The sequence below is a fragment of the Rahnella sp. PAMC25617 genome (assembly GCF_050606005.1).
Classification (GTDB): domain Bacteria; phylum Pseudomonadota; class Gammaproteobacteria; order Enterobacterales; family Enterobacteriaceae; genus Rahnella; species Rahnella variigena.
Window position 1 is genome coordinate 514,651 of record NZ_JBOCUM010000006.1, and the last position, 22,903, is coordinate 537,553.

Here is a 22,903-nt window from a genome sequence, read left to right on the forward strand (position 1 = left end):
TAACCGACATTTAGTTAACGATTAATAAGCTAGATGTTAGATCGGACAGAAGACAGCTTTGCCCATTAAATGAACGTTGATGACAACGCCTGGCAAAGCTCAATAAACGAATTGAGGAAACTATCATGAAAAACATTACTATGACTCTCGCCGCTATCGCACTGGCAACCGCTTCATTCTCCACTCTGGCAGCGACTGAAGTTCAGTCCGCTCCGGCCGGTCAGCAGGCAATTGGTGTTGTCAGCGCAACGTCAGGTAACAGCCTGAGCAGCCTGCAGGACAAACTGAGCGCCAAAGCCAGCGAAGCAGGCGCAAGTTCTTACCGTATCATCGGTGCTTCAGGTGACAACCACCTGTACGGTACAGCTGAACTGTATAAATAAGCACAGCGGTATACTTTAAAGCAGTAAGCAGAAGAGGCGGCATTTGCCGCCTTTTTCGTGCCTGCGATTCACCAAAACCACATTTGTTACGGCGCATCACGCAAAACATATATCCACTTTCTTGCTCACAGCCCCTGCCGTCATATAAAGGTGTTGGCGTGAGGCATATTTAGGTATAAAATTTTATACACAAGGAAAGTGATGGTGACTAAAAATATCGACTGGAGGGGAAGTTCACTCAAAGATTTGCGCAATTTTCCTGTTGATGTCAAAAAGCGGGCGGGCTATGAACTTGAGCAGATCCAGCAAGGCCTGCCTCCGACACAATGGAAGTCCGTCAATGACTGGGGAGCCGGCGTGGTTGAAATCAAAATTGATGCTTTTGCCGGCACATTTAGGGTTGTTTATATCGCAAAATTTGAAGATACAATTTACATCCTTCATTGCTTTGCGAAAAAGACTCAGCAAACCAGTCAGACCGATATTGCCATCATAAAAACACGGTACGCTGAGATCGTCAGAGAACGTGAAAGGAGACAAAATGAAAGAGAACATTGATGTTGCTTCGCGCCATATCACGCCTGCTGGCGGTAATGTCTTTGCCGATTTAGGATTTTGCGAAGAACAAGCGCAACATCTACATGCGGATTCGCAAGCTAAAATCGCACAGACCATTGCCCTGAAAGAACAACTGATGACTGAAATTGGCAACTGGATAGCACTGCAAAATATGCGTCAAGGTGATGCAGCTAAAGTGCTCCAGGTTTCACGCCCGCGGGTTTCCGACGTAGTGAATAAAAAAACCGATAAATTTACGCTGGATGCTCTGATTCTGATGCTGAGTCTGGCTGGCAAACAGGTGAAACTGGTGGTCGAATAATCACTATCACAAAATAGAAAAGGCAGGGATCTCTCCCTGCCGTCTTCGTATTGCCCTGAAACCAGACGGTCAGTTAGCCGAGCTTTTCAGCTGGTTGTCCTGCTGATGTTGCTCCAGCGCCAGTTCGATCAGGCGGGTGATCAAATCGCTGTAACCTAAACCACTGGCTGCCCAGAGTTTCGGATACATGCTGATATTAGTGAACCCCGGCAGTGTGTTGATTTCATTGATGATGACTTCGCCCTGTTCAGTCAGAAATACATCTACGCGCGCCATACCCCGGCACTCCAGCACCTGAAATGCCTGTAAAGCGATAGCGCGTATCCTGTCGTGAGTTTCCTGCGGTAGGTCCGCCGGAACAGCAACAGAAGCGCCGGATTCATTGATGTATTTGGTATCGTAGGAATAAAACTCATCGTGCAGGATAACTTCTCCGCAGACGCTTGCCTGCGGATAATCATTGCCCAGCACCGCGCATTCGATTTCGCGGCCTTTAATGGCGGATTCGATCAGCACTTTATGGTCGAAACTGAACGCTTCATCCAGCGCGCGCTGATATCCCGCTTCATCGCTGACTTTGCTGACGCCGACGGATGAGCCCTGATTAGCAGGCTTGATAAACAGCGGCAGGCCGAGTTGTTGTGATACTGCGGCAAACGTATGTTTCTGGCGGTTCGCGCGGGTCAGGCAGACAAACGGGGCGACAGATAAACCGGCATCACGCAACAAACGTTTGGTGACGTCTTTATCCATGCTCACGGCTGAACCTAATACGCCCGAACCGACGAAGGCGATATTTGCCATACGCAGCAATCCCTGCAACGAACCATCTTCGCCCAGTGTGCCGTGGACAATCGGGAAAATCACATCGACTTGTGAAAGCGCGCTGGCGCTGTGCGTTTCGATTAACTGATTTTCCGTTTGCCCCGGGATCAGCGCAACCTGATTATTCGAGCGGTTCAGGGCAATCAGCGAAGGGTTCTCAGCATTGATCAGGTAATTGCTGGCATCATTGATATGCCATTCGCCCTTCTTATCAATGCCGAGTAATGTTACATCAAAACGTTGCTTATCAATCGCATCTACAATATTTTTTGCCGATTGCAGTGACACTTCGTGCTCTGCCGATTTACCACCAAAAATGATACCAACCCGTAATTTACTCACCTGCTGCTCCTTGTCGTCCGCCTCAGCAGACGGCGAATTTTCTATAAACAAACGTGCTCAAAACAGCCTTGCCTAATCAACAACAAACAGTTTCGCGCCTACCGGCGTGGAGGAACGGTGCGCTTCGGCATCGTCCGCTACCTGATAACTCATGCCCGGCGACAGCGTAAATTTACGACCATCTTCCAGACGGGTATGAAGCTCTCCTTCCAGACAAAACAGTACGTGGCCTTTACTGCACCAGTGATCTGCCTCATAACCTGCCGAATATTCAACAATACGCACCCGGATATCGCCAAATTTTTGCGTACGCCACAGCGCCATGCCGGTGTCGCCCGGATGTTGTGTCGGCGTTACGTCGCTCCAGTCAGTCGTGCAAAACGGAATCGCATCAAGCTTCATGAGTTTCTCAATGTCGGGAATTTGAAGGAAAGCCAGCATAAAAGTGAGCGTTAAATTTATCAATCGCTTGCTGAAAACAATTCATTAACAGCCCGCCGCAAAGTTACGTAAAGCCGATTGTTCTTAGAGACAGGCTACAGCCCGCGTATGGCGGGGCCTTTGAAAATAGGGGCTGAGCACGCGAAACGGTTGTGTTGCATGAGGTGTCTGTGGGACAGAGGTCACGTTTTTTCGTCTATGCTTATTGTTCTGTTGAGAAAGAACGCAGTAAGGCGGACGCACCTCAATTCCAACGTGCCGTTGTTTTCGACGACACGCCACAAAACAAGGAGCAACACATGCCATATCAAACGATAAATCCGTTCAATAACAAACTCATCAAAGAATATCAGACCCATAATGACAAACAGGTTGAGGAAGCGCTTTCCACGGCACATGCCCTGTATAAATCTGACTGGGCGCAAGGCGATATTAAGCAACGCGTTAAAGTGCTGCATAAACTTTCAGAACTGATGGTTTCCCGTGTCGATGAGCTGGCAGAAGTGGTCAGTACGGAGATGGGGAAACTCATCGGTCAGAGCCGTGGCGAAGTGCAGATTTGCGCCGATATTGCGAAATTCTATGCTGAAAAAGCGGAGGAATTTCTCAAACCTGTGCCGTATAAATCCGATCTCGGTGAAGCCTGGGTGGAGCACCATCCGATTGGTGTGATCATGGCCGTTGAGCCGTGGAACTTCCCGTTCTATCAGCTGATGCGCGTGCTGGCGCCAAACCTGGCTTCCGGTAACAGCGTAATCGTCAAACACGCCAGTATCGTTCCTCATTGTGCAGAAACCTTTGAGAAACTGGTTGCCGAAGCAGGTGCGCCAAAAGGTGCCTATACCAATCTGTTTATTTCACAGGATCAGGTGGCCTCCATTATCGATGACGACCGTGTTCAGGGCGTTGCGCTGACAGGTTCGGAAAAAGCAGGTGCCATCGTGGCTGCACGCGCCGCCGGTAAGCTGAAGAAATCGACTCTGGAGCTGGGCGGTAACGACGTGTTTGCCGTACTTGATGATGCCGATATCGATAATGCTGCCAAAGCAGGTGCTCAGGCACGCGTATCGAATGCCGGTCAGGTCTGTACCGCCGCCAAGCGTTTCATTATTCACGAGAAAGTCGCCGATGAATTCCTGAAAAAGTTCACCGAACACTTTAAAGCGTTGAAAATGGGTGACCCGCTGGATAAATCCACCACGCTGGGGCCGTTGTCTTCTGCCGATGCGGTGAAAACTCTGAGCAAACAGGTAGATGACGCCGTGAAGCACGGTGCGAAACTCCACTTTGGCGGCAAGAAAGTCAGTGATAATCCGGGGAATTTCTTTGAGCCGACCATACTGACGCACATTACACGTGATAATCCGGCGTACTTCGAAGAGTTCTTTGGCCCGGTCGCGCAGGTGTACGTGGTCAAAAATGATGAAGAGCTGGTGAAACTCGCCAACGACTCTCATTACGGCCTTGGCGGTTCAGTGTTTACCAAAGATATGAACCGCGCCCGTAAGCTGGCTAGTCAGATTGAAACCGGAATGGTGTACGTCAACTCACCGACAGATACCGCAGCCGAACTGCCTTTTGGCGGTGTGAAACGCTCCGGTTTTGGTCGCGAATTGTCTGATTTAGGTATCAAAGAGTTTGTGAACCAGAAACTGGTGGTGCTGGCCGCTAAGTCCTGATGTTTTTTCTCCCCCTGCGAAGGGGGATTTTCCTCTCTCCGCACTTCTCGTTTCTCCCTCATTTACCAAGCCTTGACCCACGACAAAGCGCGCTCAAGCACCGCCTCTCTATAATCAGGCTCGTTTGTCTTCCCACTGGTAAATCACATGGCTTATGAACTCAATCTGGACTGGCCGGAATTTTTAGAAAAATACTGGCAAAAACGACCTGTTGTTATTAAAAAAGCGTTCTCTAATTTTGTCGATCCGATTTCCCCTGATGAGTTAGCCGGTTTAGCGATGGAGCCGGAAGTGGACAGCCGTCTGGTGAGCCATAAAAATGGGGAATGGCAGGCAAGCAACGGGCCTTTCGAACATTTTGACGGGTTGGGTGAAACCGGCTGGTCATTACTGGCGCAGGCCGTGAATCACTGGCATCTGCCCGCCGCTGAACTGGTGAAACCTTTCCGCGTATTGCCGGACTGGCGTTTAGATGACCTGATGATTTCCTATTCCGTGCCCGGCGGCGGTGTCGGCCCGCATATCGACCAGTACGACGTCTTTATCATTCAGGGTATGGGCAGCCGTCGCTGGCGTGTAGGCGATGCGTTGCCGATGCGTCAGTTCTGTCCGCATCCGGCGTTACTGCATGTCGATCCCTTCACGCCAATCATTGATGAAGATCTCGAACCTGGCGATATTCTGTACATTCCGCCGGGCTTCCCGCATGACGGTTTCACCCATGAAACCGCTCTCAACTATTCAGTCGGTTTCCGCGGTCCTAACTCGCGCGATTTCATCAGCAGCTTTGCTGACTATGCGCTGGAAAACGATCTGGGCGGCAATCATTACAGCGATCCGGATTTGACGCTGCGTGAACACGTCGGGAAAGTGGAAGAGTATGAGCTGGAACGTGTGCGCCAGATGATGGTTGAAATGCTCAGTCAGCCGGAAGATTTCAAACAGTGGTTTGGTCGTTTCGCCACCACGCCGCGCCACGAGCTGGATATCGCCCCGGCGGAGCCGCCTTATGAAGCGCAGGAAATTGTGGATGCGCTGATGCAGGGCGATAGCCTGACCCGTTTAAGCGGGCTGCGCGTACTGAATGTCGGTGAACGTTTCTTTGTGAACAGCGAACCACTGGAAACTGCTCAGCACGAAGCCGCCGATGCGCTGTGCCGGTTCACTCTGATCAGTCAGAAAGAGCTAGGCAATGCGTTGCAGGATCCTGAATTTGTTGTCCTGTTAACGGATCTGGTGAATCAGGGTTACTGGTATTTCGACGAGTAACCCTTCGCTAATAAATAAGAGAGCAAAAGGCGGCCTCCCTGCGGATGCCGCCTTTTTAATGCGTTTTGTTTGCCGGGATAATAAATTAAGGACGGTAAAGCTCCACCGGCGGCTTCATTTTTCGCTCTTCCGGCTCAAACAAATCAATCTCTTCACCGTGAATATATTTGGCGCGCAACATGGCGGAGATCTTATCCATAGTCATGACAATGGCGACCAGAATCAATGTGATAAACATCACCACATCCCAGTTCCATAAACGCATATTTTCCGCATACACCAGACCGATCCCACCCGCGCCGACAAAACCGAGAACCGCGGCAGAACGGGTATTAGATTCAATCTGATACAGCGACAGCGCGAGGAATGTCGGGAAAGATTGCGTGAAAATGCCAAAACGGTGCGTTTGCAACGGTGAAGCTCCCAATGCCCGTAAACCGCGGCTCGGCGAGCGTTCCACGGCTTCGTGTCCTTCGGCGTACAGTTTGCCGAGTAAGCCTAAATCCTGCATCACAATCGCCAGCACGCCGGCCAGTGGCCCCATGCCGACAGCTCGGACAAAAATAAGTCCCCAGATCGCCATATCCAACCCGCGCAGCACATCCAGAAGTCGGCGAATAATCATGGAAACCGGTCTGAGTAGCGGCGTAGACATTACATTGCGCGCCGCCAGAAAGGACAGTGGCAGAGCAAGGAAAGACGCAGTGATTGTGCCCGCAAAAACGATCGCCAGCGTGATCGCAATCTGCGTGAAATAATACTTAAAAGGCCATTCGGAAACGTTATGCCAGACGAACATGCGCAGGAAATATCGTCCGACTTCACGGGTGCCGCGCACCACTTCGCTCCACGGAATACCGAAATAACTGAAGAAATAGACGTAGTACAACGCAATGACGACAGCCAGTATCGCGAGGTAACGCAGATAGCGGCGCTGTGCGGCAAACAAATGTCCGTGCTGCTGCTTCAGGCTGCTGACAACATGAGGTTCAAGCGCATCAGTTAACATCAGAAAGTGCCCTCCACGACGCGTTTGCGCAATTTACCGGATAGAAAATCCATCGCCGACACCACCAGAATGATCAGTAGTAAGGTCATACTGACCTGGTCATAACGGTCCAGTTTGATTGACGTCATCAGTTCCTGCCCGATGCCCCCCGCCCCGACTAAACCGAGGATTGTAGACTGACGGAAGTTGATTTCGAGGCGCATAAAACTGTACGACAGAAAGATAGGTTTAACCTGCGGCCACATAGCAAAGCGCATACGCTGCAAGCGTCCCGCTCCGCAGGCTCGCAGACCGCGCACCGGTTTGTCCGATGCGGTTTCAATGGATTCGTAGAAGAGTTTGGTCAGACTGCCGACGGTGTGTAAAGTCAGCGCGATAAAGCCCGGAATAGCGCCGACGCCAAAGGCCATGACGCACATCACCGCCCACGCCAGCTCCGGCATGGTACGCAGGAAAGCCACAAAAGTGCGGATACTGAATTTCACCCATTTTGGCGAATCCGTATTACCCGCGGCGAGAAACGCCAGAATAACCGCCAGCGCGGTCGATAATATCGTCGAGGATAACGCCAGCTGAATAGTTTCCCAGATCAGTGGCAACTGAATATTAAGACGATATCCCCAATACGCCAGTGAACCTTCTGTATGACCGTCAGAAAATAACAATGACCAGTGTAATACCGGCACCGTCTGACCAATATAATCAAAGAAGCTCGGCGCGGAGACAATAATCGTTTTTAAATTAAGTTCGGAAACATTGCCTGACCACAGATATAACAACAGCATCAGCCCTGACCAGATCAGCGCCTCACGCTTTTGTTTTCCCCGGATCTGCTGGTAATAACGATTGAAGTCTTTGTTCAAAATAATATTTCCGATTTGCGATAATCATTATTCTTCCCCCTGCGAAGGGGGAGGTCAGGAGGGGGTATTAAAAAAACAATAATGGTAAAAGCTTTCGCTTCCTGAGTTGCCATTAATACCCCACCCCAACCCTCCCCTTCGCAGGGGAGGGAGTTACGGGTTAGCGACCGCCTTTAGTCAGCTCACGCTTCATATCAATAATCTGCTGATATTCAGCCAGGGACGTTTCGCCGATATGTTGTTTACCGCCGACGGCTTTCACGAAGCAGGCGTGGTCTTCTTTATCCAGTTTCTTGATGGCAGAAACCAGTTTAGCCTTGAACGCCGGTGGCAGATCGCTTCGCACTAAGATCGGGCCGTTAGGGATCAGCGGAGATTCCCAAATGATACGAATTTTCTTCATCAGATCCGGATGGTCCATGCGGATCATACGGTTGAATGCGCCGGAGGTATAACCGGTTTCACGGTCGCCAATCATCGATGCCCAGGTCACTGCGCCTTCAAACTGACCGTTCAGCACGCCAAGAATATCCTGCTCATGGCCGCCGGAGAAGGTGACACTGGAGAAGAAGTTGTTGTACTTGTTGTCTGTCGTGCCACCAAATTCTTTCTTGAAAGTCTGGTTTGGGATCAGATAGCCGGACGTGGAATCCGGGTCCGCGAAGCCGAATGATTTACCTTTCAGGTCAGACAATTTCTGGTACGGGCTGTCGGCTTTCACCACAACCACCGAGTGATAACCCCGGGATTTATCGGTATCGTCGATAACAATACCGACCAGATCTACGGCTTTCGGGTTATTAATATAAACTGAAGCGAAAGACGATGGCGACATGCTTAATACCATATCTACTTTCTTACCTAATAACCCCTGAATAACACCTGAGTAATCAGAGGAATTACGCAGTTTGGTATCCACGTTTAATTCTTTATCGAAGAAATCTTTTACACACTGATTATCACCGATTTGCTGAGTCGCATTCTGGCCGCCCAGAATACCCAAATTCAATTCTTTAGGCGCATCTTCTGCCATGCTGTGCATCGCGGTAAAAGAACCTGCTACGAAAACTGCCAGACGTAATAACTTCTTCATGTAATGATGACCTTGTGTAGATTGAGAGAAAGTAGAAATAAGTACTGCAAAATAAATAACGTTGTTGTTTAACTGTTTATGGCTTCGTGTTCTTCACCGTATAACTGTTGCAAAATACCGTCAGTTAACTGATCGGGATGACCGTCGAAAATAATTTGCCCTTTGGCGATACCGATAACGCGGGTGCAATAATCTTTCACCAGGTCGACCGAGTGCAGGTTGACCATGACGGCAATATTTTCTTCACTGACTTTTTTCAGCGCATTCATGATGCGCAGCGTATTTTTCGGATCCAGCGACGCAACAGGCTCATCGGCCAGCAGAATTTTCGGGTTCTGCATCAGGGCACGGCAAATCGCCACACGTTGCATCTGACCACCGGAGAGATTTTCAGCGCGCTGCAACGCATGCGGCAACATATGCAGCCACTCGAGCAGAGAAATCGCGCGGGCACGGTCTTCGTCGTCAAACTGGTTAAAGAAAGATTTGAATGTTGAGGTATGGCTCAGACGGCCCAGCAACACGTTAGTCAGCACATCCAGGCGAGGAACCAGACAAAAATCCTGGAAAATCATCCCGCAACCCGAGCGCCAGCGACGCAACGCTTTACCGGTCAGCCCGGCCAGTTGCTGTTGTTCACCATTTTCGTAATGACACACTACGCTACCATCGGTAAGCGGAATGGTACCGTTGAGTACGTGTAACAGAGTGGATTTACCTGCGCCGGACCGGCCAATCACCGCCACGAACTCACCCGCGTGCAGATCAAAATTGATGTCATTCAGGACGCGCTGACCTGATTTATAAGATTTCACCAGGCCTTTCACGTCCAGAACTTTGTTTAAATGCTGTGGCCCGGCCTGAGGGTATTCAGCCTGTGCCAGCTTAAGTTGAGCTTGCGCCATGATGCTGTCTCTCGGTTGCTTTCATAATCTGGCGTTCATTAAGCGCGAGTTATATGACACATCAATGACGATTTAATGGACAGCACATGACAAAAATGCAACAGATTAAGTGAAATTACCTAACGGATATCCCGAATGGGGTTTAACTTAATAAGTATCATTTAAGTCTATGATTAGATGGCAACGCATTTAAAAAGGAAGATGAAATGGATAATCAGTCACTCATCGCCACGCTCAAAGAGATTGCTGGCAGCCGTCATGTTCTGACCGGAGACAGCAACACTGAGCGCTACCGCAAAGGATTTCGTTCAGGTGGCGGCAAAGCGCTGGCCGTGGTATTTCCGCAAACGCTGCTGCAACAATGGCAGTTGCTTAAAGCCTGTATCGCCGCCGATAAGATTGTCATTATGCAGGCCGCTAATACCGGGCTGACCGAAGGCTCAACGCCCAGCGGTGATGATTATGACCGCGATATCGTCATTTTCAGTACTCTCAAACTTGATCAAATTCAGTTGCTCGACGGTGGCCATCAGGTAATCGGCTTCCCCGGCAGCACCCTTTATAAGCTGGAAAAAATCCTCAAACCTTATAACCGTGAACCGCATTCGGTAATTGGCTCGTCGTGCATCGGTGCATCGGTGGTCGGTGGGATTTGCAACAACTCAGGTGGATCGCTGGTGAAACGCGGTCCGGCCTATACCGAAATGGCGCTTTATGCGCAGATCGACGCACAGGGTGAATTACGCCTGATTAACCATTTGGGTATTAATCTTGGCGAAACGCCGGAAGAAATACTGACGCGTCTGGAAAAAGCTGATTATCTGGAAAGTGACATACTGCACGATCAGCGTCTGGCATCTGACCATGATTATGCTGCGCGGGTGCGTGAAGTGGACGCTGATACGCCTTCACGTTTTAACGCCGATGAACGGCGGCTGTTTGAAGCCTCAGGTTGTGCAGGAAAACTGGCCGTGTTCGCCGTACGTCTGGATACTTTCCCGGCTGAAACGCAACAGCAGGTATTTTATATCGGCACCAATGACACGGCAGTGCTGACCGAATTACGTCGTCAGATCCTGCGTGATTTTGCGAACCTGCCGGTGGCCGGTGAATACATGCATCGCGATATTTTCGATATCACCGAAGTCTACGGCAAAGACACGTTCATGATGATCGATAAGCTTGGCACCGACAAAATGCCGGACATGTTTACCGCGAAAGGGAAATTCGATGCGCATGCCAGTAAAGTCCCTTTCCTGCCGAAAAACTTCAGCGACCGCGTAATGCAATGCCTGAGCAAAGCCCTGCCGAATCACCTTCCACCTCGCATGAAGCAGTACCGTGACCGGTTTGAACATCACTTACTGCTAAAAATGTCCGGCCCTGGAATTGATGAGGCACGTACATTTCTGACGCGTTTCTTCAGTGATGGTCAGGGTGATTTCTTTATTTGCTCGGCTGACGAAGGCAAAAAAGCTTTCCTCCACCGTTTCGCCGCTGCAGGTGCTGCGGTGCGTTATCACGCGGTACATGAAAAAGAAGTGGAGGATATTCTGGCGCTGGATATTGCACTGCGCCGTAATGACCGCGACTGGTTCGAAACATTGCCGGAAGATATCGACAATCAGCTGGTGGCAAAACTGTATTACGGCCATTTCATGTGCCACGTTTTCCATCAGGATTACATCGTCAAAAAAGGCGCGAACAGCAAGGCACTGAAACACCGGATGCTTGAATTGCTCGACGCCAAAGGCGCGGAATATCCGGCAGAGCATAACGTCGGGCATCTGTATCTGGCAAAACCGCATCTGAAAGAGTTCTACCGGCAAGCAGACCCGACCAACAGCTTCAATCCGGGGATCGGAAAAACCAGTAAGATGAAAAACTGGCAGGAATAATGTCCTTCAAAAGGCAAATGGCGTAGTCGGCGCAGGCAGTTTGTTCCCGGACAGCGCGGAGGCTCCGCAGCGTACATAAAGTACGTGAGGAAGCCGAGCACTGCCCGGGGGCAAAATGGCAAGTAAGATAGCCATTACGTTAAAATAACTGTGTTCCGTAACCCCACATAATCACCGTCAGAGCCAGAAGTAACTCTAATACCAGAACGCCCATTGCCAGCGTTGAACTGGAGAACAGGAACCCTTCGCGACGGTCGATATTCAGGAAGTTAGGAATGCCGAGATACAACAGATATCCGCTATAACACAGCCCGATGATGCCGACGAACAGGCATAACCAGACCATCGGATAAAGCGCAACAAGACCACTCAGGAACATCGGCGTGGCAACATAACCGGCAAACACGATACAGCTGTTGAGTGTCGGGCGGCTGTCATAACGACGTGCCATCCAGTAGATTATGCGCCCCATGAGTGCGACAGCGGCGAGCATCAGAACATAGAAGATAACGGCGATATACGACGCGGTGAACATGGAAACCATCAGCGTCTGACCGTCACCGAAATTCCAGCCCAACTGTGTTGTACCGATAAACGAACAGACAACCGGGATCAACGCCATCAAAAGAACATGGTGGGAATACACATGTGAAACGGTTTCCCGCTCACGCTGGATTTGCTGCAGTTCGGGACCAGGATGGGATAACAGTCCCCAGACATGATTTGCCATGAAACACCCCCTTGTACGCCGAAAGCCGCCAGCGGCGTGCAGTGATAGACCTTCGGAAATGCCCGTCACACAAGGGCACAAGGAAGGTGGCGACCTGTCTATATTATAGCCGTTATTGCCAGTTTTGCTGCTGCGCTCAACTTATCGTAATCAGCGTTTGACCGCAGCAGGCCCCTCTTAATGGATAAAGCGAGCGGCTGTAAAAGTTGCACCTACCAGTACCAGCATCATGCTAATAATCCAGCGTGTCTGTTGGATCATAAGGTCATAAAACATCTTCTGCATGGCGCTTAATGAGGCTTCAATCTTTACAAAGCGCGCATCCACCTGTTCAAACCGTTTGTCGATTTGTTCAAACCGTTTATCGACTTGTTCAAACCGTTTATCGACTTGTTCAAACCGTTTGTCGATATGCACCAGTCGATCGTCAATCCTAAGAAGATGCCCGTCGATGCGGGAGATGTTCTGTTCAGTTTTTCCTACACGCACACCGATATCTGTTACCGCTTCAGTGAGCGTGACCATCTGATACTCCAGTTTGCCGACCCGCAGATTAGTGTCGGTGACCACTTCCGTCAGCTGACTGACCTGTTGTTCCACCTTCCCTACACGAAGATTTAGTCCGGCAATTTCCTCACCGTTTTTGATCCCTTGTTTTTCGATATTATTGATCTGATTTTGCATGAGCTTTTCCATGAGCAATTTTCCTTTGTATTCTTCCGGCCAGGCAGAGGCACCGGGAAAGTAGAGCATCGGATTGACGGGCGAGATATCCATTGTGCTGAGCTGAAACATGGCTGTTGTCCCTCACATGAGCTGATGAGCTTTCCCTGTTTAGAAACTCTTAATCTGTGGGGATTTTGCGCTGTATAAATAACCATATCAAATCAATTTACTTCTCGTTTCACATGCCACTGCTTATGTATCTATGCTTCGAAATCTTACATTTAGATGATGAATAAAAACCAACAAAAAGAGCCTCTTACGAGGCTCTTTAAACTTTAAAACTTACGTTAGTTTTCGTTTACTGCTGTTCGGGATTATGCAATGCGGCAGCACCCTGCTGAGATTTACGCGCTTTTGCTACGTCGTCTTTGCTAACCGCCGGCGCCTGATTTCCCCATGCGTTACGGATATACGTACTGACATCCGCCATCTGCTGATCGGTCAGTTTCCAGCCGAACTCAGGCATGTCCGCGCTGGTCGGATTGCTTGCCGTTGCCGCCCCCTGCCCGCCGTTCATCAGCACGTGCAGAATGTTGGTCGGCCGGGTGGCCTGAACGCCGTTATTACCCTTCAGGGCAGGGATCATGTTGCGTACCCCTTCACCGGAATTCTGATGGCATGCCGCGCAGTTATCGGCGTAGAGTTCTTTGCCGTTGGCCATCGCGGAATTAGCGGCTAAAGGCGCGGAATTATCTTTGCTGCCCGGCAAGCTTTTCAGATAAACCGCGATGGCATGCAGATCTGAATCCGACAAATGCTGCAGTGAATTCGTGACCGCTTCCGCCATCGGACCGGCAGCCACGGTACGCGAGTTAGCCCCTGTTTTCAGGTACTGCACCACTTCGTCATTGCTCCAGTCGCCAATGCCCTGACGGGTATTGCCGGTGATTTCCGGCGCGAACCAGCCCTGCAATTCTCCGCCCTGCAGATGCACGCCAAAGTTATCACCGCCCAGAGGATTTTTTGCAGTATGGCACGATGTACAGTGCCCCAGCCCTTCAACCAGATACGCGCCGCGATTCCATTCTGCCGACTGCGACGGATCGGCTTTGAACGGTGCCGTATCCAGGAACAACAGGTTCCAGCCGAACATCATCAGACGGATGTTATACGGGAACGGCAAATCCGTTTTCGGGCCGTCATAATGCACGGCAGGCACGGTATTCAGATACGCTTTGATGTCTTTCAGGTCCTGATCGCTGACCTTGGCGTAAACGTTGTAAGGCATCGCCGGATACAGATTCTCACCGTTGATCCCTTTGCCGTTTCGCACCGCATTAATGAACTGCTGATCGGTCCATCCGCCAATGCCCGTTTCTTTATCCGGCGTAATGTTAGTGGCGTAAATCGTGCCGAACGGCGTGTTCAGCCCGTAGCCGCCCGCAAAAGGTTTACCGCCGCCGGGCGCGGTATGACAGGCCACACAGTCCCCTGCCAGTGCCAGATATTTGCCGCGCTCAATGGCAGTTTTGCCGGTCATGGCTGCCGCAGCCGGAGCCTGAAAATCACCTGACTGGCTGGCATTGTGCCAGGTTTTAAAACCGACAAAACCCAGCCCGCCGATGACAACCACGCCCGCGATAATTGCTAATGTCTTTTTTACGCTCATGCTTAAACCCTCACCAGCGGACCAGGAGATTTCAGATACTGGGTTTTGATGGCTTCAGCTGCCCATAAGGTCAGCGCACCCACGGTACCGGTCGGGTTATATCCGCCATTATTAGCAAAGGCTGAAGCGCCGCAGACAAAGACGTTATGCACATCCCAGCTTTGCAGATAGCGGTTTACCGCGCTGGTTTTCGGATCGTCGCCCATGCAGGCGCCACCGGTGGTATGCGAGGAAAGGTTATCCATCGGTGAGAACGGTTTGGTGGTCGGTTCCTGACGCACGACGGTCTTTGCGCCCATCGCGTGCGCTATCTCAACCGAGCGGTCGGCCATAAATTTCGCTGAGCGTTTGTCGTTTTCGATCCAGTCAAAGGTCACGCGCAGCAGCGGCTGGCCGTGGCGGTCTTTATATTCCGGATCTAAATCGAGGAACACATCGCGGTGCGGGTAGCTGTTGCCCATGCAATAGACGTTGTTGTAGTTCTGATAGCTGTGTTTGACGGCTTTCTTCCAGTCAGCGCCCCAGCGCGGAGTGCCCGGCGGCACGTTATTGGAATAGCCAATCGGACGTCCGTTGGTGGAATGCACCAGCGCCACACCGCCGCCGATAAAATCGTGGTGGGTATGATCGAAGTTGTCGCCGTTGAAATCGTCAATCGCCTGCGACAGCGCACCGGCACCGATAAACGGATTCATCATTTCATCTTCAAAGAAGAAACCTGCACCGGAAACGGTCTGATAAGCATAGTTGCGGCCTACAACGCCTTCGCCGGTTTTATGGTCGTAGGGTTTACCGATGCCGGAAAGCAGCATCAGGCGCACGTTGTCCATCTGGTAAGCAGAAATCACCACGATGTCCGCGGGTTGTTCCCACACTACGCCGTCGCTGCCGATAAAAGTCACACCGGTAGCGGTTTTGCCGTCGGCGGCCTTGTTCACGCGCAACACTTCAGATTCGGTGATTACCGTGAAATTGGGGCGCTGCATGACGGCTGGTAAGATACAGGCATTCGGACTGCTTTTTGACCAGTTGCCGCAGCCGAAGAATTCGCAGTAACCGCAATAAGTACACGGTGCCATGTTAATACCCAGCGGATTGGTATAAGCATCAGACGTGTTACCCGCAGGCACGGCAAACGGGTGATAGCCCATCTCGCGGGTGGCTTTATCAAAGATCATCGACAGCTGAGTGCGTTTGAGCGGCGGCAGCGGATAATCGCGGCTGCGCGGCCCTTCGAAGACATTCCCGCCTTCAATTTTTTCACCCTTAATGTTGCCCGCTTTCCCGGAAGTACCCGCGTAGCGTTCGAATTTGTCGTAGAACGGTTCGACGTCATCATAGGTCACGCCCCAATCCTGCACCTGCATGCCTTCAAGAAATTTGTTCTTACCGTAACGTTCTACTGTCTGGCTGTAGCTCTGGAAATCGTACGGCAGGAAGCGCCAGGTCATGCCATTCCAGTGCGTACCCGCACCGCCGACATTCATACCAAACTGGTAGGTATTAAATTCACGCAGCGGTAACGCTTGCTGGATCGGGTTATTACGGAATGTCAGGGTTTCCACCGCCGTCGGCTGCATGATCGCGCGGCGGCTGACAAAGCGCAGCTCATCGGTATCAATAGTGGTCGGGAAATCGTTGCTGGTGTCGCGCCATGAACCGCGCTCAATTGCCACCACATTCAGTCCTGCCAGCGTCAGCTCATTCGCCATCAGCGAACCTGCCCAACCCATGCCGACGATGACCGCATCAACCTTTTCACGTTTATTACTCATACGACATTTACTCCTGCAAAATCAATTCAATCAATGACCGTTCGTGGGCGGTTTTTATGATTTTTCGTATTGGGACAGCATGCTGACCGGTTCGATATGTAAGTCTTCGCCACGGCGGTCGATGACATCCCGGAAGTCATAACGTGCACCGGGGAAACCGAGCATTTTCCAGCCCGCCATATCTTTGTTGCCGCCATATAACGGGTCGGAGAAGAATCCCTCACGCATGTTCTGCACTAACATGTTGAAGAACAGCTGGCCATTGACGCCCGCCAGCGGAATTTCGCCGGATTCCACGCGACGCAGTAAGTCGTCCTGTTGTTCGCCGGAAAGCTCGGTAAAGTTTTTCCCGCCATTGCGCGATTTCGCGACGTTATTCAGCGCCGTCAGCCCCAGTTTGTAACGTTCGGCTGGCGTGTCTTTATATTGAGGTCCGGCCTGCGGCAACCCGTCCTGAATAACCGGTCCGAGACGATAGGTGGTTACCGCTTTGCCGAAATCGCCGCTCAGCTGACGATCCAGAAACACCGCGCAACCGGCCTCTTTGCCGCCGATACTGAGTTCATCTGCCGGAATGATACGGTCGGCCAGGGTTTCCACCAGGCTGACTTCTTCGGGCGTGAAAAATGTCCATTCACCGGCGACCACCGGTTTTGGCGGACGAACCGAATGGATAATCCACGGCATACCACCGGAGAAAATTTTGGCTTTAACCTTCAGCGCAGTGCTGAATAACAGCACCGCCATTGAGGTCAGAAAATGTCTGCGTTTCACGATAAAACTCCTTTTAGCGGGGTCTGACGGGGAAGTACCCACATCTGCGGTGGGCTTTTATTTTGTGACGGAGATTATACGAAGATGTTAGGCGAAAGTAAGATATTTTGTACCAACTGGTACATACTTTATTTGTTTTAAATCAAGGTATTATTTATTTGGTAGTGAGTTAGTACACTAACTAACAAATTTTTACAGGCGAATAAGCCTGCACCACGTCTAAAAAATCATTAACGTAGAGGCTGGAATTTATCAGGAGAATGAGATGCGCATCACCTGTTTACACACGGCGGACAGCAATATTGCGGTATTCGAAAACGCAGCACAGGAACTCGGACTGGAGCAGCATCAGTTTGTGCATGTGTCCCGGCCTGATTTACTCGCCGCAGCCGAAAAGGCAGGCGGACTGACTAAGGATATTCGTAAGCAAACTGCCGATGTGTTGCTGGCTTTGAGTGAAAATGCCGACCGCGTTTTACTGACCTGCTCGACGCTGGGTTCAGCGGCAACGCTTGCCAGCGAAACAGCCACGGTGCCGGTTTTGCGAGTCGATCAGGCGCTGGCGCAACAGGCCATGAAAACGGCGGGTAATGTGGTCGTGCTGTGTGCAATCGAAACGACCCTTGAGCCGACGCGAGAGTTATTCGCACAGGTGGAAAAGCATCCGCAGGCACAGCTTGAAATCCGTCTGGTAACGGGCGCATGGGAAAAGTTTAAGCAGGGTGATCTGGCGGGATACTTACAGGCCATCGCGGCAGCGGCTGATGCGCAATATATGAAAGGTGCGGTCTGTGTGGTGCTGGCACAGGCATCAATGACCGGCGCGGCGCAGCTGACACAAATGGGCAAACCGCTCACCAGCCCCGAATGTGGCTTACGCGCGGCGCTGGCCTGAAAAAACAGCGAGCAAAAAGCAAAAACGCAGGCAGAAGCTATACTGATAAGGAATATCATTGGCTTAGCCGGACGGCCGATGATGACTGAAAAGTATGTTAAGGAGAAAACATGAAAATTATTCTGTGGATCATCGCCATCATCTTTATCGTCGGCCTGCTGACCCTCACAGGTGTCTTTAAACTGATTTTCTGATCATCAGTTCATTCCCTGCAAACAAAAAGTCCGGCACATGGCCGGACTTTTTCATTTATCAGCGATTGCTGAAATATCCAAAATAATTCGGATTGCAATAAGGCGGCAAGCGAACGAATCCCGATGAGCTGACATTAGTCAGTGATTCGGGTGAGTGAACGTCGCCAACGCCATTGCGGTCCGAAGTATGCAGGATATTTTTAGTCGTCTGCTTCTTCGACGGATGGCTGCGTCTTCTGCTGCTCTTTCTGCTTACGATAGTTCTTCGCAATTTGCGGAACGGGCACGGTTTTACCGGTTTCCATCCAGGTGCGCAGACGGTTGGCGTCGGCAAAAGCGGTGTATTTTCCGAAAGCATCCATCACGACCAGAGTAACCGGTTTACCGTTTATGGTGGTGCGCATCGCCAGACAATGCCCAGCATCATCGGTGTAACCGGTCTTTGTCAGCTGGATATTCCAGGACGGGTTCATGATCAGATGATTGGTATTACGAAATGGCAAGGCATACGCCGGATGGCTGAAGACCGCGGTTTTTTCCGCTGTGGTACTCAGCTGGCCGATCAACGGATAACGCTGGGAAGCCAGCAGCAGGCGGGTCAAATCGCGTGCAGTCGAGACGTTGTGCGGCGACAAACCGGTCGGTTCCACATAATGCGTATGGGTCATTCCCAGCGATTTCGCTTTGGTATTCATGGCTTTAATGAACGCTGAATAACCGCCGGGATAATGCGCCGCAAGACTGGCTGCTGCACGGTTTTCCGAAGACATCAGCGCCAGCTGAATCATCTGGCGACGGGTAATTTCGCTGTTGAGTTTCACGCGGGAGAAAACGCCGCGCATTTCAGGCGTATTACTGATATCGACGTTAATCACTTCGTCGAGTGGCAGATTCGCATCCAGCGTGACCATGGCGGTCATCAGTTTTGTCAGGGAGGCAATCGGCCTCACCTCATCAGGATTTCGGGAATAAATCACTTCGTGGCTTTTAAGATCCACCACCATGGCGCTGCCGGAAGCAATTTGAACAATCGGGGCGACGGCCTGCTCTTGCTTTGCAGCGAAGGCGGCAGGTGCAGACAACATGCCTGTATTTAAGGCTAATAAGCTCAGAACCAGAAGACGGATTTTCACATGCATTGCTCTGTATTTAGAAAGTTGTCATTGAGTTATGTCGAAACAGCGGGCGGAATTATAAGTGACGCGAATAGTCTTAGCACCCGCATTTTTCAATTCTATTTGTCACAAAGTCTGTCACCAGCGCCCGCCAACCGTGGAACGGCGAGTAAGTGAACACTTGCGTAAGATTAACCTGAAATGAAAAAAGGGACGCTTAAAAAGCGTCCCTCCGGATTCTGTCGTCTCTCTGCCCGTGGAAAGACATCATGGCATCACCGGTTGATGCGTTCGGCAATTTCCTTCGACGTCTTCAGCACGCGCACTTCAGTAAATAACTCTGTCGCTTCTTCGTACTCTTTGCGCAAGTAGCTCAGCCACTGTTTGATACGCGCAACGTGATACAAACCGGTGTCGCCCTGCTTTTCCAGGCGGGTGTATTTCTGCAACAGCGTCATCACATCCGGCCACGGCATACGCGGTTCGTTGTACTTCACCACGCGGCTGAGGTTCGGGATATTCAACGCACCACGCCCCAGCATTACCGCATCGCAACCGGTGGTTTGCAGACAGGCCTGACCGCTTTCGTAATCCCAGATTTCGCCGTTAGCAATCACCGGAATACTCAGCCGCTGACGGATTTCACCAATCGCGGCCCAGTTAATGCGCTCCGGCTTGTAACCGTCTTCTTTGGTTCGCCCGTGAACGGTCAGTTCGGTGGCACCGGCCTGCTGCACTGCATCAGCAATTTCAAAACTGCGCTCGAGGGAATCCCAGCCAAGACGCACTTTGACGGTCACCGGCAAATGCGCGGGAACGGCGGCGCGCATGGCTTTCGCACCCTGATAAATCAACTCAGGATCTTTGAGTAACGTCGCTCCGCCGCCGCTGCCGTTGACCATTTTCGACGGGCAACCACAGTTGAGATCTACTCCGTAAGAGCCAAGCTCAACGGCAAAAGCGGCGTTTTCAGCCAGCCATTGCGGATATTGTCCGAGCAGTTGAACGCGCACCCGCGTACCGGAGGGCGTACGGCTGTCGTGATGTAATTCGGGGCACAGGCGATGGAAAACTTTGGCGGGCAGCAGCTGATCGACCACACGCACAAACTCAGTGATGCACAAATCGTAGTCGTTCACTTCAGTGAGAAGTTCACGAACCAGAGGATCAAGCACACCTTCCATCGGAGCCAGTAATACGCGCATCGTTGTTCAACCTTTAAAAATGACGCGCAAGATTACCGCATGGCCCGCCGCCGGGCAATTACCCTTGTGACAAATCGCGGCTCATTTGTTCCGGCGCATTGCCGCTGGCCTGCCGGGCTTTTACCGAGCGCCAGGCAATCCACACAGCCAGGAACGCCGGTATGGCAAACAGCAGGAACATCCAGAAAGCCGCGTTGGCCGCACCGGCATCTCCCTGACTCACGCCCGCGAAGTTAGCGACAGTGCCCGCCAGTGCCGCGCCGAGCGCTGACGCAAAAGACTGCACGACAGTTATTGATGCACCGGCTTTTTCGCGGTCGTCCTCCGGAGCCTGTTGCAGCACGCGGGTCAGCAGATGCGGCCAGCCAAGACCGATGCCGAAACCGGCCAGCGTCAGCCCGAGAACCACACCACTGATATTCAGCCACGGCAGACCAAACGCGACGGGTACGGTAAACAACAATAAAAGCAAACCGGCAGCCAGTATCACCGGCCCGCAGACAATGGCGTTGTCGGCACGGCGACCTGTCCAGCCGGAGCTCGCGACTTCGCTTAATGTCCAGCCCGCTGCCGCGGCTGCCGTGATATAACCGGCCGCCAGCGGCGCCTGACCATGCAAATGTTGCAGCATATAAGGGACAAACAGTTCGCAGCCGAGGCCGATAATCAGCAGACTCATCACCAGATACAGCCCGTAAAGCGGAGAAGAACGGCGTAATGCATCGCGCGGCAGCAGCCTGACATCAGCGGTAAATTCGCGGTGACGCAGAATTAACATCATCACCACCGCAATCACGAATCCGAGCAGGTTAATCAGGCCTTCGGAGGACAAACTCCCCGCAGAAACCACCAGCACCGAGCCGGTCAGCAACGCCAGCTGCATCAGCGGTAACGGCTCGTCGGCCTGTTTTTCACGCTGCGCTTTTGGCAAAATCCGCCATACCCACAGCCCGAACAAAGACGTCACCGGCAGCAGCAAACCAAATGCCCAGCGCCAGGCGTGCAGTTCCGCAAAAATCCCGCCTACTGCCGGGCCGATCAGCGTCGCAATCCCCCACATGGCAGAAATCAGTGCCATTGCCCGCGGCCAGAGAGATTCTTTAAATAGCAGATTGATCATCGCGTAAGAAAGCGCAAACAGGAATCCGCCGCCCAGCCCCTGCAACGCCCTTCCGAGCAGCAACACCGGCATATTCGGCGCGGCGGTACAAATCGCGGCACCGGCGATAAAAATACCGGTCGCCATCAGATAACTGCCGCGGGGTCCGGCGGTCCGCATCAGACGGGCGGAAAGTGCCGAGCCCAGTATGGAGCACACGACGTACAGTGTGGTGTTCCACGCATACCACGCCAGCCCGCCGATATCCTGCACGACAGAGGGCAAAATGGTGATCACGATGTAACTGTTGGTGGCGTAAAGCGCGACACCGGCACTGAGGGTGATGGCGCTCCCGCGGTTTTCTGCACTGAATAAGTCCGCCCAACCGTTCTGACTTCCCGACATTTCTCTGCATCCCTTTGGTTTGTGCTTTCCACACATTGAAGCGTGATGTGGTTATGGTATGATTAAAACAAGAAACAACTTGGAATATGTTTTACGTAATCTAGAACCCGCCGAGGTAATATGTCAAGCAATGACTTGGAAAATAAAAATGACGTCAGACAAAGTGTGGCAGAACGCCTGCTGACGCTTCTGAAAACGCGCGGGGAATTACAGGCCAGTGATGCCGGTCACCTTTTGGGCACCACCGGAGAAGCCGCACGACAGCAGTTCGTGAAGCTGGCAAAAGAAGGTCTGGTGGAAGCCAAAGCCGTTTCCCAGGGTGTCGGCCGCCCGTCACAATACTGGCAGCTGACCGCCGCAGGCCATGCGCGATTCCCCGATGCGCACGCCGATCTCACCGTACAACTTTTGCAGCTGATCCGCACCTCTTTGGGCGATTCAGCGCTGGATCAGCTGATCACTTCGCGGGAAAAAATCACGCAGGAAAACTACCACCAGGCGATGCTCGGGGCGGTGTCGATGGAAGAAAAATTGCAAAGGCTGACGGATATCCGTACCCGTGAAGGCTATATGGCGGACTGGACATTACAGGAAGATGGCAGTTATCTGTTTATCGAAAATCACTGCCCGATTTGTGCCGCCGCCGCTACCTGTCAGGGATTTTGCCGGGCAGAACGCGATGTGTTCAGCGAAGTGCTGGATGCTGATGTGCAACGCACCGAGCATATTTTGCAGGGCGCGCGGCGTTGTGCCTATGTGATCCGATAAATCGGATCCGGTAGATCGCAG

General features: G+C 51.7%; 22 protein-coding genes. 8 read left to right on the forward strand and 14 right to left on the reverse strand.

The annotated features are described in order from the left end of the window. Window positions 1-125 precede the first annotated feature (125 nt). The 3 genes from bhsA (at window position 126) to ACM615_RS08430 (ending at window position 1,263) form a co-directional block, all read left to right on the forward strand. The gene (gene bhsA / locus ACM615_RS08420; protein WP_113877874.1) at window positions 126-383 is read left to right on the forward strand and encodes a multiple stress resistance protein BhsA; all 258 of its coding nucleotides are present in this window, start codon (window positions 126-128) and stop codon (window positions 381-383) included. Window positions 384-584: 201 nt separating this feature from the next. Next, complete coding sequence (locus ACM615_RS08425) at window positions 585-941, forward strand: type II toxin-antitoxin system RelE/ParE family toxin (RefSeq protein WP_129638425.1); 357 nt, start codon at window positions 585-587, stop codon at window positions 939-941. Further along, a complete protein-coding gene (locus tag ACM615_RS08430; RefSeq protein WP_113877876.1) occupies window positions 925-1,263 on the forward strand; it encodes a helix-turn-helix domain-containing protein in 339 nt (112 codons plus the stop codon). The genes ACM615_RS08425 and ACM615_RS08430 overlap by 17 nt, the downstream gene beginning before the upstream one ends. A gap of 69 nt (window positions 1,264-1,332) precedes the next feature. On the opposite strand, the gene ddlA is transcribed toward ACM615_RS08430, so the two are convergent. Further along, window positions 1,333-2,430 (reverse strand): D-alanine--D-alanine ligase, encoded by a 1,098-nt coding sequence (gene ddlA, locus ACM615_RS08435; protein WP_431011763.1) that lies wholly within the window; start codon window positions 2,428-2,430, stop codon window positions 1,333-1,335. Window positions 2,431-2,502: 72 nt separating this feature from the next. After that, complete coding sequence (locus ACM615_RS08440) at window positions 2,503-2,832, reverse strand: DHCW motif cupin fold protein (RefSeq protein WP_112291380.1); 330 nt, start codon at window positions 2,830-2,832, stop codon at window positions 2,503-2,505. A 338-nt stretch (window positions 2,833-3,170) separates the two neighbouring features. Here ACM615_RS08440 and ACM615_RS08445 point away from each other — a divergent pair, with 338 nt between their 5' ends. Both ACM615_RS08445 and ACM615_RS08450 read left to right on the forward strand, forming a co-directional pair. Beyond that, entirely contained in the window at window positions 3,171-4,550 is a 1,380-nt protein-coding gene (locus ACM615_RS08445; RefSeq protein WP_431011764.1) for an NAD-dependent succinate-semialdehyde dehydrogenase, read from the forward strand. Between the two features lie 147 nt (window positions 4,551-4,697). Continuing rightward, window positions 4,698-5,819, forward strand: a complete 1,122-nt coding sequence (locus ACM615_RS08450; RefSeq protein ID WP_112291361.1) for a cupin domain-containing protein — start codon at window positions 4,698-4,700, stop codon at window positions 5,817-5,819. An 85-nt stretch (window positions 5,820-5,904) separates the two neighbouring features. Here ACM615_RS08450 and phnE (ACM615_RS08455) read toward each other — a convergent pair whose 3' ends face one another. From phnE (ACM615_RS08455) to phnC, 4 genes are all read right to left on the reverse strand, one after another. Next, window positions 5,905-6,828 carry a phosphonate ABC transporter, permease protein PhnE gene (phnE, locus tag ACM615_RS08455; RefSeq protein WP_112291360.1) on the reverse strand — a complete coding sequence of 308 codons (924 nt, stop codon included), beginning with the start codon at window positions 6,826-6,828 and terminating at the stop codon, window positions 5,905-5,907. Next, entirely contained in the window at window positions 6,828-7,691 is an 864-nt protein-coding gene (gene phnE / locus ACM615_RS08460; protein ID WP_431011765.1) for a phosphonate ABC transporter, permease protein PhnE, read from the reverse strand. Before phnE (ACM615_RS08460) ends, phnE (ACM615_RS08455) begins: the two co-directional genes overlap by 1 nt. A 160-nt stretch (window positions 7,692-7,851) precedes the next feature. Further along, entirely contained in the window at window positions 7,852-8,784 is a 933-nt protein-coding gene (gene phnD / locus ACM615_RS08465; RefSeq protein WP_112291356.1) for a phosphonate ABC transporter substrate-binding protein, read from the reverse strand. A 68-nt stretch (window positions 8,785-8,852) separates the two neighbouring features. Continuing rightward, the gene (gene phnC, locus ACM615_RS08470) at window positions 8,853-9,689 is read right to left on the reverse strand and encodes a phosphonate ABC transporter ATP-binding protein (RefSeq protein ID WP_129638422.1); all 837 of its coding nucleotides are present in this window, start codon (window positions 9,687-9,689) and stop codon (window positions 8,853-8,855) included. Between the two features lie 206 nt (window positions 9,690-9,895). On the opposite strand from phnC, the gene dld reads away from it, so the two are divergent. Next, on the forward strand, window positions 9,896-11,587 hold the full coding sequence (gene dld, locus ACM615_RS08475) for a D-lactate dehydrogenase (RefSeq protein ID WP_120160481.1): 1,692 nt from the start codon (window positions 9,896-9,898) through the stop codon (window positions 11,585-11,587). 139 nt (window positions 11,588-11,726) lie between these two features. On the opposite strand, the gene ACM615_RS08480 is transcribed toward dld, so the two are convergent. The 5 genes from ACM615_RS08480 to ACM615_RS08500 form a co-directional block, all read right to left on the reverse strand. After that, window positions 11,727-12,317 (reverse strand): Yip1 family protein, encoded by a 591-nt coding sequence (locus ACM615_RS08480; protein ID WP_113877882.1) that lies wholly within the window; start codon window positions 12,315-12,317, stop codon window positions 11,727-11,729. 177 nt (window positions 12,318-12,494) lie between these two features. Further along, on the reverse strand, window positions 12,495-13,112 hold the full coding sequence (locus tag ACM615_RS08485) for a hypothetical protein (RefSeq protein ID WP_129638420.1): 618 nt from the start codon (window positions 13,110-13,112) through the stop codon (window positions 12,495-12,497). 229 nt (window positions 13,113-13,341) lie between these two features. Next, window positions 13,342-14,652 (reverse strand): c-type cytochrome, encoded by a 1,311-nt coding sequence (locus tag ACM615_RS08490; protein WP_120160477.1) that lies wholly within the window; start codon window positions 14,650-14,652, stop codon window positions 13,342-13,344. A 2-nt stretch (window positions 14,653-14,654) separates the two neighbouring features. Continuing rightward, window positions 14,655-16,427, reverse strand: coding sequence for a GMC family oxidoreductase (locus ACM615_RS08495; protein WP_129638419.1), 1,773 nt, complete (start codon window positions 16,425-16,427; stop codon window positions 14,655-14,657). Between the two features lie 54 nt (window positions 16,428-16,481). Then, window positions 16,482-17,201, reverse strand: coding sequence for a gluconate 2-dehydrogenase subunit 3 family protein (locus ACM615_RS08500; RefSeq protein WP_113877886.1), 720 nt, complete (start codon window positions 17,199-17,201; stop codon window positions 16,482-16,484). Between the two features lie 265 nt (window positions 17,202-17,466). Here ACM615_RS08500 and ACM615_RS08505 point away from each other — a divergent pair, with 265 nt between their 5' ends. Next, entirely contained in the window at window positions 17,467-18,096 is a 630-nt protein-coding gene (locus ACM615_RS08505; RefSeq protein ID WP_129638418.1) for an aspartate/glutamate racemase family protein, read from the forward strand. A 394-nt stretch (window positions 18,097-18,490) separates the two neighbouring features. Here ACM615_RS08505 and pbpG read toward each other — a convergent pair whose 3' ends face one another. The 3 genes from pbpG to ACM615_RS08520 all read right to left on the reverse strand — a co-directional run bounded on the left by pbpG (window position 18,491) and on the right by ACM615_RS08520 (window position 22,114). Then, window positions 18,491-19,429, reverse strand: a complete 939-nt coding sequence (gene pbpG, locus ACM615_RS08510; protein WP_165353137.1) for a D-alanyl-D-alanine endopeptidase — start codon at window positions 19,427-19,429, stop codon at window positions 18,491-18,493. Window positions 19,430-19,680: 251 nt separating this feature from the next. Beyond that, entirely contained in the window at window positions 19,681-20,610 is a 930-nt protein-coding gene (gene dusC / locus ACM615_RS08515; RefSeq protein ID WP_112291338.1) for a tRNA dihydrouridine(16) synthase DusC, read from the reverse strand. Between the two features lie 58 nt (window positions 20,611-20,668). Then, window positions 20,669-22,114 carry an MFS transporter gene (locus ACM615_RS08520; protein ID WP_431011766.1) on the reverse strand — a complete coding sequence of 482 codons (1,446 nt, stop codon included), beginning with the start codon at window positions 22,112-22,114 and terminating at the stop codon, window positions 20,669-20,671. A 120-nt stretch (window positions 22,115-22,234) separates the two neighbouring features. Here ACM615_RS08520 and ACM615_RS08525 point away from each other — a divergent pair, with 120 nt between their 5' ends. Beyond that, window positions 22,235-22,882: a helix-turn-helix transcriptional regulator gene (locus ACM615_RS08525; protein WP_120160463.1), complete on the forward strand. Its 648-nt coding sequence runs from the start codon at window positions 22,235-22,237 to the stop codon at window positions 22,880-22,882. Window positions 22,883-22,903 lie beyond the last annotated feature (21 nt).